General features: G+C 73.3%; 9 protein-coding genes. 3 read left to right on the top strand and 6 right to left on the bottom strand.

What is annotated here, in order from left to right:
- Positions 1-57 precede the first annotated feature (57 nt).
- A complete protein-coding gene (locus tag ABFJ78_RS39970) occupies positions 58-789 on the top strand; it encodes a VOC family protein (protein WP_436392670.1) in 732 nt (243 codons plus the stop codon).
- 95 nt (positions 790-884) lie between these two features.
- Positions 885-1,964: a GNAT family N-acetyltransferase gene (locus ABFJ78_RS39965; RefSeq protein ID WP_436392669.1), complete on the top strand. Its 1,080-nt coding sequence runs from the start codon at positions 885-887 to the stop codon at positions 1,962-1,964.
- 47 nt (positions 1,965-2,011) lie between these two features.
- Here the strand turns inward: ABFJ78_RS39965 and def are convergent, their stop codons facing one another.
- The 6 genes from def to ABFJ78_RS39935 are packed head-to-tail and all read right to left on the bottom strand — an operon-like array spanning position 2,012 to position 11,513.
- Positions 2,012-2,512, bottom strand: a complete 501-nt coding sequence (gene def, locus ABFJ78_RS39960; protein WP_436392668.1) for a peptide deformylase — start codon at positions 2,510-2,512, stop codon at positions 2,012-2,014.
- 37 nt (positions 2,513-2,549) lie between these two features.
- Positions 2,550-7,211: a DEAD/DEAH box helicase gene (locus ABFJ78_RS39955; RefSeq protein ID WP_436392667.1), complete on the bottom strand. Its 4,662-nt coding sequence runs from the start codon at positions 7,209-7,211 to the stop codon at positions 2,550-2,552.
- Entirely contained in the window at positions 7,192-7,992 is an 801-nt protein-coding gene (locus ABFJ78_RS39950) for a DeoR/GlpR family DNA-binding transcription regulator (protein WP_436392666.1), read from the bottom strand. The genes ABFJ78_RS39955 and ABFJ78_RS39950 overlap by 20 nt, the downstream gene beginning before the upstream one ends.
- The gene (locus tag ABFJ78_RS39945) at positions 7,964-9,241 is read right to left on the bottom strand and encodes an MFS transporter (protein ID WP_436392665.1); all 1,278 of its coding nucleotides are present in this window, start codon (positions 9,239-9,241) and stop codon (positions 7,964-7,966) included. Before ABFJ78_RS39945 ends, ABFJ78_RS39950 begins: the two co-directional genes overlap by 29 nt.
- Positions 9,238-10,266, bottom strand: coding sequence for a 4-hydroxythreonine-4-phosphate dehydrogenase PdxA (gene pdxA, locus ABFJ78_RS39940; protein WP_436392663.1), 1,029 nt, complete (start codon positions 10,264-10,266; stop codon positions 9,238-9,240). The genes ABFJ78_RS39945 and pdxA overlap by 4 nt, the downstream gene beginning before the upstream one ends.
- On the bottom strand, positions 10,263-11,513 hold the full coding sequence (locus tag ABFJ78_RS39935) for a four-carbon acid sugar kinase family protein (RefSeq protein WP_436392662.1): 1,251 nt from the start codon (positions 11,511-11,513) through the stop codon (positions 10,263-10,265). Before ABFJ78_RS39935 ends, pdxA begins: the two co-directional genes overlap by 4 nt.
- Before the next feature lie 180 nt (positions 11,514-11,693).
- On the opposite strand from ABFJ78_RS39935, the gene ABFJ78_RS39930 reads away from it, so the two are divergent.
- Complete coding sequence (locus ABFJ78_RS39930) at positions 11,694-13,535, top strand: Hsp70 family protein (RefSeq protein ID WP_436392661.1); 1,842 nt, start codon at positions 11,694-11,696, stop codon at positions 13,533-13,535.
- The last annotated feature ends 142 nt before the right edge of the window (positions 13,536-13,677 follow it).

The raw sequence follows: 13,677 nt of genomic DNA, 5'->3' as shown, positions 1-13,677 counted from the left end.
CCGGTAGGTGGGGAAGCCGAACCGGAACTGTCGGGGGTGGCGGTTAGCCTGCGGCGCATGAACACGCGGCTGGTGAACCTGGTGATCGACGCGGCGCGGCCGACGGTCCTGGCGGACTTCTGGGCCGCGCTGCTCGGCTGGCGCGTCGCCGTCGAGGAACCGGACGAGGTCGACGTGCGCGCCCCCGAGACCGACGGCTGGGACCTGGATCTCGTGTTCGTCCCGGTGCCCGAGCCCAAGGAGGTGAAGAACCGGATCCACCTGGACCTGGCGAGCCCGACGCCCGAGCACCAGGCGGAGCTGGTCGCGCGCGCCCTTGAGCTGGGCGGCCGCCGAGTCGACCTCGGGCAGGGCGCGGTGCCGTGGGTCGTACTGGCGGACCCGGAGGGCAACGAGTTCTGCGTCCTCGAGCCCCGCGACCGGTACGCCGGGGCGGGCGCGGTGGCGTCGATCGTGGTCGACGCCCACGACCCGGAGCGCCTGGCGGGCTTCTGGACGCGGCTGACGGGCTGGCCGGTCGGCTCCCGCGAGGGAGACGCCTTGGTCGGGCTGCGCGCGCCGTCGGGCCGCGGACCGTGGCTGGAGTTCCTCCGCAATGGCGACGTGAAGCGGGTCAAGAACCGCGTGCACCTCGATGTCGCGCCGCCTGAGGGGGCCGACCACGGCGAGTCGGTGGCCGAAGTGGTGGCCGGGGGCGCGGCGCCGGCCGACCTCGGCGGCCCGGACCTGCCGTGGCGCGTGCTGATGGATCCGGAAGGCAACGAGTTCTGCGTGCTGACCCCGCGCTGAGGCGTTTCGGCCGCGTTGCCGAGCCGTCCCGAACGCTGATCTGCGCGAAACACCCGCGTCCCGGGTCGGCAACACACGCGGGGGACCGTGGGGGCATGGAGACCTCCAGAGCGTTGCCCCAGCTCGACCCGGCGGCCGACGTCGAGGCGGCGGGTACGCCGTCGGCGTGGCGGGTGCGGGTCCGGATGCACGACCACCCCGGCACCCTGGCCCGCATCGCGATCCGGCTCGCCGACCTCGAGTGCAACATCCTCGGCCTGTCGGTGCTGCCCGTGCCCGGCGGCGTGCTCGACGAGATCGTCCTGCGCCCGGCGACCGGCCTGCCCCGGCGGCACCTCGTCGACGCCATCCGCGCCGAGGGCTGCGAATGCACGGCGATCATCGACGCGGACGTCCACGAGCTGGTCGACCCCTCGTCGTCGACGCTGCTCGCGGCCCGGCGCGCGATCGACGACCCCCCCCGGCTCGCCGAGGTGCTGAAGGACGTGCTGGCCGCGGACGTGGTCACGCGCGTCCCCGAGGTCGAGGCGAACCCGGGCCGCACCGAAAGCGGGCACCGCGCGGTGTTCGCGCTGGGCGACGGAGAAGCGCTGGTGGCGCGGCGCCGGTGGGCGCCGTTCGTGCAGCTGGAGCTCACCCGCGCCGAAGCGCTGGTGACCTTGCTGGGCGCGGCGGCCCGCAACATCGCGGGCCCGGTGGTCCTGAACCGCCCGGACGGCGCGGCGATCGTCCTGCGCAAGGGCGTGCCGGCTGATGCCGAAGCGGTGTCGGAGCTGCACCGCCGCTGCTCGACGGCGACGCTCTTCCGGCGCTACCACACGGGCGTTCGCACGGTCCCGCGCCGCTGGCTGCACCGGTTGCTGATGCCGCCGCGCGGGACGAGCGTGCTGGCGGTCTTCGGCCGCGAGGTGATCGGGCTGGCGCAACTGATCCCGTCGGCCGCGGGCGGCGCCGAGATCTCGTTGCTGGTGGAGGACGACTGGCAGAGCCAGGGCATCGGCACGGCGCTGTTGTCCCGCGTGGCGGCGCTGGCGGAGGCGCAGGGGATCACGGAGCTGCGAGCGGACTGCCTGTCCGGCGACGACGTGCTCCCGCGCACGGCGGCCCGGGCGGGCCTGCGCGCGGAACGCTCGGCCGAGGAGAGCACCCAGCTGCGGATGTTCCTGCGCGACTGAGCGGCCCGGCTGTGCTGGACAAGTCCGGTGGCGCCTGGCTCAGCTGGTCAGCGCTTCCAGAACCAGTCCTTGTCGCGCGCTTCGCGTAGCGCCGTCTTCTTGCGCTCGGCCGTCAGGCGGTCCAGGTACAGGATGCCGTCCAGGTGGTCGGTTTCGTGCTGGAGGCACTGGGCCAGCACGTCTTCGCCCTCGACCTCGATCGGCTCGTTGTGGATGTCGACGCCGCGGACCTTCGCGTGCTTCGCCCTCTTCGTGGGGAACCACAGCTCCGGGACCGACAGGCAGCCCTCGTCGATCTCGTGCGTCTCCTCGGACAGCTCGACTATCTCCGGGTTGATCACGTAGCCCGTGAGCCCGGCGACGTCGTAGCTGAAGATGCGCAACCCCACCCCGATCTGCGGGGCCGCCAGCCCGGCGCGTCCGCCGGGTTTCACCGAGTCGACGAGGTCGCGCACGAGCGCCTCGAGCTTTTCGTCGAACACGGTGACCGGGTCGCAGACGGACTTGAGGATCGGGTCGCCGAAATAGCGCAGTTCGCGCATCGCCATGAGCAGAACATCCTTCGTGCGGTGTCGAACTGGCAGCTTAGGCCCGCAGGCGCAGACCGGACGGCGTGGCCCGGAAACCCGCCTCCCGCAGTACCTCCGCCAGTTCCGACGTCAGTGCCTGCTCGCCGTCTGCGCGCTGGACCGACAGCTGACCCAGCCAGCCCTCCCGCACCGCCGCCGACAACGCCTGCGCCGCGTCCACCAGCGGTTGCCGCTCCTCCGTGAAACTCAGCAGCGACTTGCCTCCTCGCTCGACGTACAGCGCCGGCACGCCGTCCACCAGCACCGCCAGCGCGCCGGCCTTGCGGGCCGGACGGTGTTTCGTGTCGCCCGTCGCGGCCGGCCAGGGGAGCGCCGCGCCGTACGGCTGGGCCGGGTCCGCCGCCGCCAGCACCACCGCGCGGCCGGGCGCCGGACGGCCCGGGCCCGACAGCGCGCGCAGCCGGTCCACCGCGCCCTTCGCCGCGAACTGGGCCGCGCCGAGCCCTTCCACGACGTAGCCGCGGATCACCTGGCCGGTGTCCTCCATGCCGCGCAGCACCTTGTAGATCCCGGAGAACCCGCCGGTGACGCGTTCGGTGTCGAGCGCCCCGCGGGTCAGGACGCCGTGGCGTTCCAGGAACGCCTCCGTCCGCGCGTGGGCGCGCCTGGTCGCGTCGGTTTCGCGGTCCGGTGTCAGTGCCCAGCGGCCGGCGACCGTCGGCGGCCCCGACCTCGACGGCATCTGCGGCCGCCCCGCTCGCAGCCGCGCGTACCGGCCGCGGGGTGCCTGGCGCCGCGGCTTGTGCGCGCCGTGCCCGGCCACCTGGGCCCGCAGCGGCCCCAGCGTGTCGCCGGTGACCAGCCCGGCCCACACCAGGTCCCACAGCGCGGCGACGACTTCGGCGTCGTTCGGCGCCTTGTCCACCAGGACGGTCGCGCGGTCCACCAGCTGGCGGAAGAACAGCGCGCCACCCTCCAAAGTGGACACCAGCGCGTCGTGCAACGGGCCGGTCGGGATGTCCTCGACGACTTCCGGCAGCAGCAGGTCGGCGACGTCCGTCGGGGCGAGGGCGATCCAGCCGTCCCCGCCGGACAACGCGCCGCACCCCGCCCACGTGACCTCGCCGGCCGTCGTCAGCTCGTCCAGCAGCGCGGGGGAGTAGCCCGGCAGCCGCCCGGGCAGGATCAGCGACTCCACCGCGCTCGCCGGCAACGGCGCCCCGGCCAGCTGCTCGACCACCGACAGCACGTCGTCCGCCGTCGGCGCCGCCCGGACGCGGCCGCCGAACCCGTGCCACGACGGCAGGAACCGGCCCAGCGCCGCCGGTTCGACCGGCTCCACCTCGGCCCGCAGCTTCGCCAGCGACGCCCGCCGCAGCCGCCGCAGCACCGCGGAGTCGCAGTACTCGACACCCACCCCGTGCGTGTCCGGATGCCCGACCGGGCTCAGCTCGCCGCGCACCAAGCGGCCTTCGCCGGTCATCCGGTCGAGGACCCCGGTGACGACGGCCAGCCCGAGCCCGAACCGCTTGGCCACCTCCGAAGCGGCGAACGGCCCCCGGCTCCGGGCGTAGCGGGACAGCAGGTCGCCGAGCGGGTCCGCGACCGGTTCGGTGAACGCCTCGGGGACGCCCACCGGCAGGGCGGTGCCCAGCGCGTCCCGGACGCGGCCGGAGTCTTCGATCGCCAGGAACCGTTCGGTGCCGCCGATCCGCACCCGGATCGCCCGCCGCGCCGCTTCCAGCTCGGTGAGCCATTCCGCCTGGATCCCGCGCTCCGCGGCTTCCTCGACCGTCAGGTCGCCGAGGAACCGCAGCAGGTCGGCGGCGTCCTCCGCCGAGCGCGCATGCCTATCGGGGTCGAGCCGCTGCAGCGACCGGGTCACTTCGGCGACGGCCTCGGGATCCAGCAGCTCGCGGATGGCCTCGGTGCCCAGGAGCTCGGCCAGCAGCGCCGAGTCCAGCGACAGCGCCGCCGCCCGCCGCTCGGCCAGCGGCGCGTCGGTCTCGTACAGGAACATTCCGACGTAACCGAACAGCAGGCTCCGCGCGAACGGCGACGCGGCCGGCGTCTCGACCTCCACCAGCCGGACCTTGCGGGCCCGGACGTCGGTCATCAGCTCCCGCAGGCCGCCCACGTCGTAGACGTCCTGCAGGACCTCCCGCATCGCCTCCAGCACGACCGGGAACCGCTCGTACTTCGCCGCGACCGACAGCAGCTGCGACGCTCGCTGCCGTTGCTGCCACAGGGGAGTGCGGCGCCGCGGGTCCCGGCGCGGGAGCAGCAACGACCGCGCCGCGCACTCCCGGAACCGCGCCGCGAACACGGCCGAACCGCCGACCTCCGCGACGATCAGCTGCTCCACCTCTTCCGGATCGAGCAGGATGTCGTCCGCGCCGATCGTGACGTCGCCGCCGTCGGCGTCGAGGGCGTCGGGCAGGCGCAGCACGATGCCGTCGTCGGAGTGCGCCACCTGCGCGTCCACCCCGCGGTTCTCCCGCAGCCGCGCGGCAATCGCGAGGGCCCACGGCGCGTTCACCTGCGCGCCGAACGGCGAGTGCACGATGATCCGCCAGTCGCCCAGCTCGTCGCGGTAGCGCTCCAGGAGGATCGTCCGGTCGTTCGGCACGTGCCGGGTGGCGGACTTCTGCTCGGCCAGGTAGTTCAGCAGGTTGTCGCACGCCCGCTGGTCCAGCCCCGCCGCGGCGGCCCGCTCGCGCGCCTTCTCGTCGTCCGATGTGGACAGTTCGCGGACGAACTTCCCCAGCGCCCGGCCGAGTTCGAGCGGGCGGCCCGGCGCGTCGCCCTTCCAGAACGGCATCCGCGCCGGTTCGCCCGGCGCGGGCACCACGATGACCCGGTCGTGCGTGATGTCGGTGATCCGCCACGACGACGTGCCGAGCAGGATCGTGTCGCCGACGCGCGACTCGTACACCATCTCCTCGTCGAACTCGCCGACGCGCGAACCGGGCTTGTCGTCCCCGCCCGGCGTCATCACGGTGAACAGGCCGCGGTCCGGGATGGTGCCGCCCGACGTGACGGCGAGCCGTTGCGAGCCGGGCCGGCCGCGCAGCTCGCCACTGATGCGGTCCCAGGTGATCCGTGCGCGCAGCTCGCCGAACTCCTCGCTCGGGTACCGGCCGGCGAGCATGTCGAGCACCGCGTGCAGCGCATCGTCCGGCAGCGACGCGAACGGCGCCGCCCGCCGCACCAGCGAGGCCAGGTCCGGCACCGTCCACGGCTCCAGCGCCACCATCGCGACGACGTGCTGCGCCAGCACGTCCAGCGGGTTGCGCGGGTAGCGGACCGCCTCGATCGCGCCGGTCGCCATCCGTTCGGCGACCACCGCGCAGGAGACGAGGTCGCCGCGGAACTTGGGGAACATGACGCCGGAGGACACCGCGCCGACCTGGTGCCCGGCGCGGCCGACGCGCTGCAGGCCGGACGCCACCGTCGGCGGCGCCTCGATCTGGACGACCAGGTCGACCGCGCCCATGTCGATGCCCAGCTCCAGCGACGACGTCGCCACCACGCACGGCAGCCGTCCGGACTTGAGGTCCTCCTCGACGTGCGTGCGCTGCTCCCGCGACATCGACCCGTGGTGCGCCCGGGCGATCACCGGCGGCGCGCCGGTGGTCACGCCGGACTGCCCGACCGCCTCGGCCGGGAACGAGTCCTCCGGCGTCAGCTCCGTCTGTTCCGCGGCCAGCTCGTTGAGCCGGGCGGTGAGCCGCTCGGTCAGCCGGCGCGAGTTGGCGAAGACGATCGTCGAGCGGTGGTCGCGGATCAGGCTCAGCACCCGCTCCTCGACCGCCGGCCAGATCGACGGCCGCTGCACCGGGTTGCCCGCCATCTCCTCCAGCGTGCCCAGGCCGCCCGGGGCGATGTCACCGGGCGGGAACGCCTCGGTCAGCGACTCCAGCTCGTCGAGCGGGCTCGGCGCCGGGCCGCCGCGCGGGGCGTCGAGGTTGCTCATGTCGTCGACCGGGACCTCGACGCGCACCTCGATGGTCTTCGCGAGCTTCGGCTGGACCACGCGCACCGGGCGGCCGCCGGCCAGGAACGCGCTCACCTCGTCGATCGGGCGGACCGTCGCCGACAGGCCGATCCGCTGGGCCGGCTTCGGCAGCAGCGAGTCCAGCCGCTCCAGCGACAGCGCGAGGTGCGCGCCGCGCTTGCCGCCCGCGACCGCGTGCACCTCGTCGACGATCACGGTTTCGACGCCACGCAACGACTCCCGCGCCGACGAGGTGAGGATCAGGAACAGCGACTCCGGCGTGGTCACCAGCACGTCCGGCGGGGTCTTGCCGAACGAGCGGCGCTCGGCCGCCGTGGTGTCGCCGGTGCGCATGCCGACCTGGATGTCGGGCACCGGGAGCCCGAGCCGCCTGCTGGCCTGCGAGATGCCGGCGAGCGGGGCGCGCAGGTTCCGCTGGACGTCGACCGCGAGGGCCTTCAGCGGGGAGACGTAGAGGATCCGGCAGCGCTTGGTGGCCTCCGCCGGCGGTGGCTCCACCGAAAGCCGGTCCAGCGCCCAGAGGAACGCGGACAGGGTCTTGCCGGACCCGGTCGGTGCGACGACGAGGGCGTGCTCGCCCGCGTGCGCCGCCCGCCAGGCGCCGTCCTGGGCCGCGGTGGGCGCGGCGAAGGCCCCCGCGAACCAGTCCCGGGTCGCGGGGGAGAAGAGGTCGAGCACGTCAACTGCCACGTCGTCCATGATGCGCGGCACCACCGACAATTTCGGAAGCGTCGGCGACGATCACGCTGTCGGCGAACGCCGGGTACACGGCGTCGATCGTCGGCTCGTCGGTGATGAGCCGGTACTCGCGGTCGAGCGGCGTCCAGTAGGAAAAAGGGGCCTGGTCCAGCTTGGAGCGGTCGGCCAGCACGTAGGCCTCGGCGCCCGCGTGCAGCATCGCGTGCTTGACCACCGACTGCTCCAGTGACGGGCAGCACAGCCCGCGGCCGGGCACCAGGCCGTCCGCGCCCAGGAACACCCGATCGGGTGAGATGTGCCGCAGCTGGCCGAGCACGCTCTCGCCGAGGATGGCCTCGTTGGGGTGCCGCAGCCGGCCGCCGAGGACGATCAGGTCGATCCCGGCGAAGCCGGCCAGCTCGCGGATGGCGGTGACGCCGTTCGTGACGACGGTCAGCCCCTCGCGGTGGGCGAGGTGGCGGGCGAGCCTGCCGGTGGTCGTGCCGGCGTCGAGCAGCACTACCTCGCCGTCGCGCACCAGCGCGGCGGCCTGCCGGGCGATGGCGTCCTTCGCCGCCGCGTTCTCGCGGTCCTTCTCGTGCGGGCTGCGTTCGGCGTCGAGCGCGCCGCCGTAGGTACGGACGACGTGCCCGGCCCCGGCGAGGGAGGCGAGGTCGCGGCGGATCGTCGACTCCGAGACGCCGAACTCCTCGGCCAGCTCCGCGATGCCGCCCGAGCCGTCGCGGACGGCTTCCAGGAGCATCGCGCGCCGGTCACGGGTGCCTGGTCGCGGCTGGGACATGCGCCGAGTCTTCCACGGGTGCCGGTTTCAGCCCGAAGAACGCCAGCCCGGCGGCCACGGCGAGGAACGCGGCCAGGACGACGAACCCGGTGGTCGCGCTGCCGGTGACGTCGGTGAGCCAGCCGACCAGGTAGGGCCCGGCGAACCCGCCGAGGTTGCCCAGCGCGTTGATCAGGCCCATCGCCACGGCGACGACCTCGATGCCGAGGATGCGGCTGGGGATGGCCCAGAACGGCCCGTACGGCATGTAGACGCCGGTCGCGACGACGCAGAGCAGCACCAGCTGCACCGCCGCCGGCCAGTGCACGAGGTTGCCGAGCAGCAGCCCGGCGATGGCGACGACCAGCGGCACCGCGACGGCGAGCCGCCGGTTGCCGGTGCGGTCCGACCAGTGCGCGCACGCGACCATCCCGGCCAGCGCGAGGACGTACGGCACCGCTGACAGGAACCCGACGGCGGTGGCCGAGCCGCCGGTCATCGTCTTCACGACCGACGGCAACCACAGGCTGAAGCCGTAGAAGCCGGTGATCCAGAAGAAGTAGACGCCGATCAGCAGCAGCACCTGCCGGTTCGCCAACGCCTGCCGGTAACCCTGCTTCACGAACGCGGGCTTCGCCTCTTCCTCGGCCCGCAAGGTGGTTTCGAGGTACTCGCGCTCCTCGGCGGAGATCCAGCGGGCCTTCGCCGGCCGGTCGGCCACCGCGAACCACCAGACGACCGCCCACAGCAGCGGCGGCAGGCCCTGCAGCACGAACACCCAGCGCCAGGACATGTGGTCGAGCATCAGCCCGGACAGCGGGGACATGACGATCGCCGAGATCGGCAGGCACGTCATCCACAGCGCGTTCGCCCGGGCGCGTTCGGCCTGCGGGAACCAGGACGCCAGCAGGATCAGCACCGCGGGCCAGACGCCACCCTCGAACAGCCCGAGCAGCAGGCGAGCCAGGTGCAGCTGCGTTTCGTTCCGCACCAGCCCGCAGAGCACCGCCGCGAACGCCCACGCGATCATCAGGATCAGTACCGTCTTGCGGGCGCTCCACTTCGCCGCCAGCACCGCCGCCGGGATCTGCAGCACGAGGTAGCCGACGAAGAAGATGCCGCTCGCCAGCCCCTTCGCGCTGGCCGACAACGGGAAGTCGTCGCCGATGTAGGGCAGGATCACCGCGACGTTCGTGCGGTCGAGGTAGGCCAGCATGTACATGACCACCGCGACCGGGATGACGTACGCCCAGCGCTTGCGGGGGATCACCGGACGCCCGGCGGGTAGATCGACGGCAGCTTCCGGGCGTAGGGCGCCAGCGTCGCCGCCGCTTTGAACGCCGCGACCATCGTGCCGTGCGAGGCCCGGCCGGTGCCGGCGATGTCGAACGCCGTGCCGTGGTCGACCGAGGTGCGCAGGATCGGTAAGCCGACGGTCACCGACACCGTGCCGTCGAAGTCGTACGTCTTCGAAGCGATGTGCCCCTGGTCGTGGTACAGCGAGAGCACGCCGTCGAACCGGCCCTGGATCCCTTGGTGGAACACGGAATCCGCCGGGATGGGGCCGACCACGTCGAGCCCCGCGGCGCGCGCGGCCGCGACCGCCGGGGCGATCGCGACGATCTCCTCGTCGCCGAACTTGCCGTTCTCGCCGCCGTGCGGGTTCAGCGCGGCCACGGCGAGTCTCGGTTTCTCCGTGCCGAACACTTCGAGGGCGGTGTAGGCCTCGCGGATCGCGTGCTCGATGTTCTCCCGGGTGATCTGGTTGATCGCTTCGCGCAGCGAAAGGTGCCGGGTGGCGAAGAAGATCTTCAGCCCGGACACCCAGAACATCGTGTTGTACCGGGTCGACCCGGTCAGCTCGCCGAGCATCTCGGTGTGCCCGAGGTGCTGGGAACCGGCGGCCCAGATCGCCTCCTTGTTGATCGGCGCGGTCACGACCGCGTCGACCTCGCCGGCCAGCGCGAGCCGGGTGGCCACTTCGATCGCGCCGACGGCGGCGGCGCCCGCGGTCGCGTTGACTTCGCCCCACGGCAGGTCTTCCCGGACCACGCCGAGGTTGAGGACGTCGATCACGCCGGTGGTGAAGCGCGCGTCGGCGACCGTGGCGATCGGGTTGATCTCCAGGTGCAGGCCGAGGTGCCGGACCAGGCGCTCCAGCACGATCGCGTCGCCGACCGCCACCCCGCGTGCCAGCTGCAGCGACTCGGGCTCGGCGAGGGTCTTCAGGGTGATCTCCGGGCCGATGCCGACGGGGTCGCCGAGGGTCACGGCGAGGATCGGGAGGTCGCTCACGGGTTCTTCCTTCCGGTGGCCAGCACGTGGTTCAGGTGTTCCAGGCAAGCGACGGCGGCATCGCGCCCGCCGATCAGCCCGCCCTTGGTGGCGAAGGGCAGCCCGGCGTGCGGGCCGCCGGAGAGCCGCCCGGCGACCGCCAGCGGCAGCACCTCGGTGTCGATCTCGAAGCCGTCGGCCCCGAGTGCCTTCGTGACCTCGACGGCGATGTCGCCACCGGTGGCGTAGAGCCCGCCGATCCGGTGCGCGCCGAGCACCAGCCGGGTCGCTTCGCCGAGCGCCGGCGGGATCCGCGCCGCGACGCTCGCGTCGATCGGGACGCCCGGCGTGGGTGCCCGGGTCCGGATGCCGACGACGCGGTGCCCGGAGCCGAGCAGTTTCCCGGCCTCGGCGGCGATGGCCGCCGGATCGGGCCGCTCCGGGGCGACGTCGACGTACCGCGCGTCCAGCACCAGCTCGGTTTCCAGCACCTGGTCCCGGGTCTGCCCGGTGATGCTGCCGATGACGGCCAGGACCGGCGGGATGGTGCCGTGGCCGGGGGCGAGGCCCAGTGCGGCCGCCAGCCGGACCCCGAACGGCCCGGAGTCGACGGAGATCCAGCGCGTGCCTTCGGTCGCGAGCCGGGCGGCGGCCTTGGCGACGGTGGTGAGGTGCCGGTTCGTCGTGGCGTCGCAGACGACGATCCCGGCCGGGCCGCGCAAGGCGGCCTCGACCGCGTCCACGCCGTCCTCGACGACGTCCAGCGGCAGCTCGGCGATCTCCCGGCCGGTCGGCCGCAGGAGCGTGCGGACCCGCGACGTCCGGACCGGGGCGAGGGGGTCGCGGGCGGCGGGGCTTTCGGCCAGCGGCACGCCGTCGACCAGGTGCAAGCCGCCGAGGGTGACCCGGCCGGCGTCCGGGAACGCCGGCACGACCAGGGCACGGGCTCCCGGCGCCGCCGCCAGGACGGCCTCGGTCTCCACGCCGACGTTGCCGCGCAGGGTCGTGTCCACGCGCTTCACCGTGAGCTCGACGGGCCCGGCCAGCTCGACCACGTCCCGCACCGCCTGCGCGGCGTGTGGTGGCGAGGCGTGCCGGGTACCCAGGTTGACCACCAGCGCGTCGATTCCGCTTCCCGCTCGGAAGCAGGGCGCGCCTGGCTCGAGCGGCGCGTTGACGGAAACCGCGCGCAGCCCGAAACGGGCGTAGAGCGCTCCGGTCGCGTTGCTGCCGGTCAGGTCGTCCCCGAGGACGAGCAGCTTGGGCATCACCCGCTCCCTTGCGCGGTTCGTGCAACTCGGATGACCGAACTGCGCAACTATCGTGCCTCGTGATCCACCTCTCCGTCAAGGGGCCGGGGACTTTCGCGGGTCCGCACGCACGGTGACCGCGCGCATGGCAGCATCACCGCGAACGCCGTCACGGCGTGTTTCGCGAAGGGGAGTGCTGTGCGGATCCTGTCCGTGGACCTCGGGACGTCCAACACCGTCGCCGTCCTGTCGGCGCACGGCAGGCCGCCCCGGGTCGTCGAGGTCGACGGCTCGGCCAACATGCCGTCGGCGGTGTTCGCCACCGAAGAGGGCACGATCATGGTCGGCCGCGACGCCGAGCGCCGCGCCCGCCTCGACCCGACGCGCTTCGAGCCGAACCCCAAGCGCCGCATCGACGAGCAGACCCTGCTGCTCGGCACCGACGTCGTCCCGGTGACCGACGCGCTGGCCGCCATCCTGCGCCGCGTCCTCGAAGAAACGTCCCGCCAGCTCGGCGGCGAGCAGCCCGACGAGGTCCGCCTGACCCACCCCGCGCAGTGGGGCCAGACCCGCCGCAACGTGCTGATGTCCGCCGCCCGGCTCGCCGGGATGGGCCAGAACATCCTGCTGGTGCCCGAACCCGTCGCCGCGGCCGCGCACTTCGCGTCGTTCCCCGGCAAGTCGCTGGCCCCCGGCCAGGCGCTCGCCGTCTACGACCTCGGCGCGGGCACCTTCGACGTCGCCGTCGTCGGCGCCACGCAGAACGGTTTCACCGTGCTCGCCGAGGACGGCCTGCCCGACCTCGGCGGCCTCGACGTCGACCAGGCGCTGATGGTGCACGTCGGGCGCGAGGTCTCGCACTCGGACCCGCAGCGCTGGCAGCGGCTCCTGCGCCCGGAGTCCACCGGCGACCGGCGCACCCGGCGCGCGCTGCAGGAGGACGTCAAGGCGGCCAAGGAGGCGCTGTCGCGGCATCCGCAGACCGAGGTGCCGATGCCCGAGCCGTTCAAGGACGTCCTCGTCACGCGCGGCGAGCTGGAAGGCCTGGTCCGGCCGGCGATGCTGCGCAGCGTCGAACTGCTTTCGCGGACGCTGCGCTCGTCCGGGCTGACCCCGGACCGGCTGGCCGGCATCTACCTCGTCGGCGGGTCGAGCCGGCTGCCGCTGGTCGGCACGATGATCGCGGAGAAGCTCGGCGTCGTGCCGGGCAGCCTCGACCAGCCGGAGACCGCCGTCGCGCTCGGGGCGCAGCACGTCGCGCGCGACGGCATGGGCGCGCGGACGCAGAACGTCGAAGGGGCCGTTGCCGCGGGCCGCCCGCAGTACGCGCCGCCGCCTCCGCCGCCGCCGCAGTACCCGGGGTACGCGCCGGCGAACTTCCCGCCGAGCGGGCCGCAGCCGATGCCGTCGAACTTCCCCGCGTACTCGCCTTCGGCTTCGGCGGAGAAGCCGGAGCCGAAGTCCGGCGGGAAGAAGAAGCTGCTCATCGGGATCGCGGCGGCGGTCGTGGTGGTGCTCGCGGCGGGGCTGACGTACTTCCTGACGTCGTCGTCCTCGACGACGTACACGGCCGACCAGTGCAAGACGCCGGGGCCGGCCGACGACAAGGGCCTCACTGGCTGCCTGCGCCAGCTCGCCGGGAAGATCGCCGACACCGGCGACTGCAAGCCGGGCATGGGCAACGGCCCGGCGGCGCCGGCGGAGAGCCTCGGCGTGTCCTCGACCTGCTCCGCGCCGGGCCGGGCGGGCACGCAGGTGACCTACGTCCAGGGCGACAACGCCGACACGCTCAAGCAGTACACCGATGGCCTGCTCACTTCGGCGGGCGGCGACCGCACCGAAGCCGACTGGGGCGGCAACGGCCTCAAGGGGCACTACTCGTCGGCCGCGGGCAAGACGTCGGCGGTGCTCGTGTTCACGGTGTCGGACCGGCCGCTGGTGGGGTTCATCTACCAGCTGAACTCGAGCGACCAGGCCGCGGCGACCACGCCGGGCACGCTGGCCGACTACTTCGAGGCGAGCGTCCAGCCGGGGGAGTGACGCCTTCGGGGTCGTGGCAGGCCTTCTGTGGCACCTGTGTCGAATTCGCCGGCAGCGACCTGCGACGTCGTGAACGGGTCGTTCACCTCGTCCGACGTCATGAACGACCCGTTCATGAGGTCCGAACTGGTCGGCCGGCGGG

Source organism: Amycolatopsis sp. MEPSY49 (assembly GCF_051337345.1).
Classification (GTDB): Bacteria; Actinomycetota; Actinomycetes; order Mycobacteriales; family Pseudonocardiaceae; genus Amycolatopsis.
Note: the sequence above shows the minus strand (reverse complement) of the source record. Positions and strands in the feature narration are given on the sequence as shown.

What these genes read in the sequence shown, in the direction of transcription:
- ABFJ78_RS39955 (WP_436392667.1), bottom strand. Translation starts at nt 7,211, where the DNA reads ATGGACGACGTGGCAGTTGACGTGCTCGACCTCTTCTCCCCCGCGACC.
- ABFJ78_RS39950 (WP_436392666.1), bottom strand. Translation starts at nt 7,992, where the DNA reads ATGTCCCAGCCGCGACCAGGCACCCGTGACCGGCGCGCGATGCTCCTG.
- ABFJ78_RS39970 (WP_436392670.1), top strand. Translation starts at nt 58, where the DNA reads ATGAACACGCGGCTGGTGAACCTGGTGATCGACGCGGCGCGGCCGACG.
- ABFJ78_RS39965 (WP_436392669.1), top strand. Translation starts at nt 885, where the DNA reads ATGGAGACCTCCAGAGCGTTGCCCCAGCTCGACCCGGCGGCCGACGTC.
- def (WP_436392668.1), bottom strand. Translation starts at nt 2,512, where the DNA reads ATGGCGATGCGCGAACTGCGCTATTTCGGCGACCCGATCCTCAAGTCC.
- ABFJ78_RS39935 (WP_436392662.1), bottom strand. Translation starts at nt 11,513, where the DNA reads ATGCCCAAGCTGCTCGTCCTCGGGGACGACCTGACCGGCAGCAACGCG.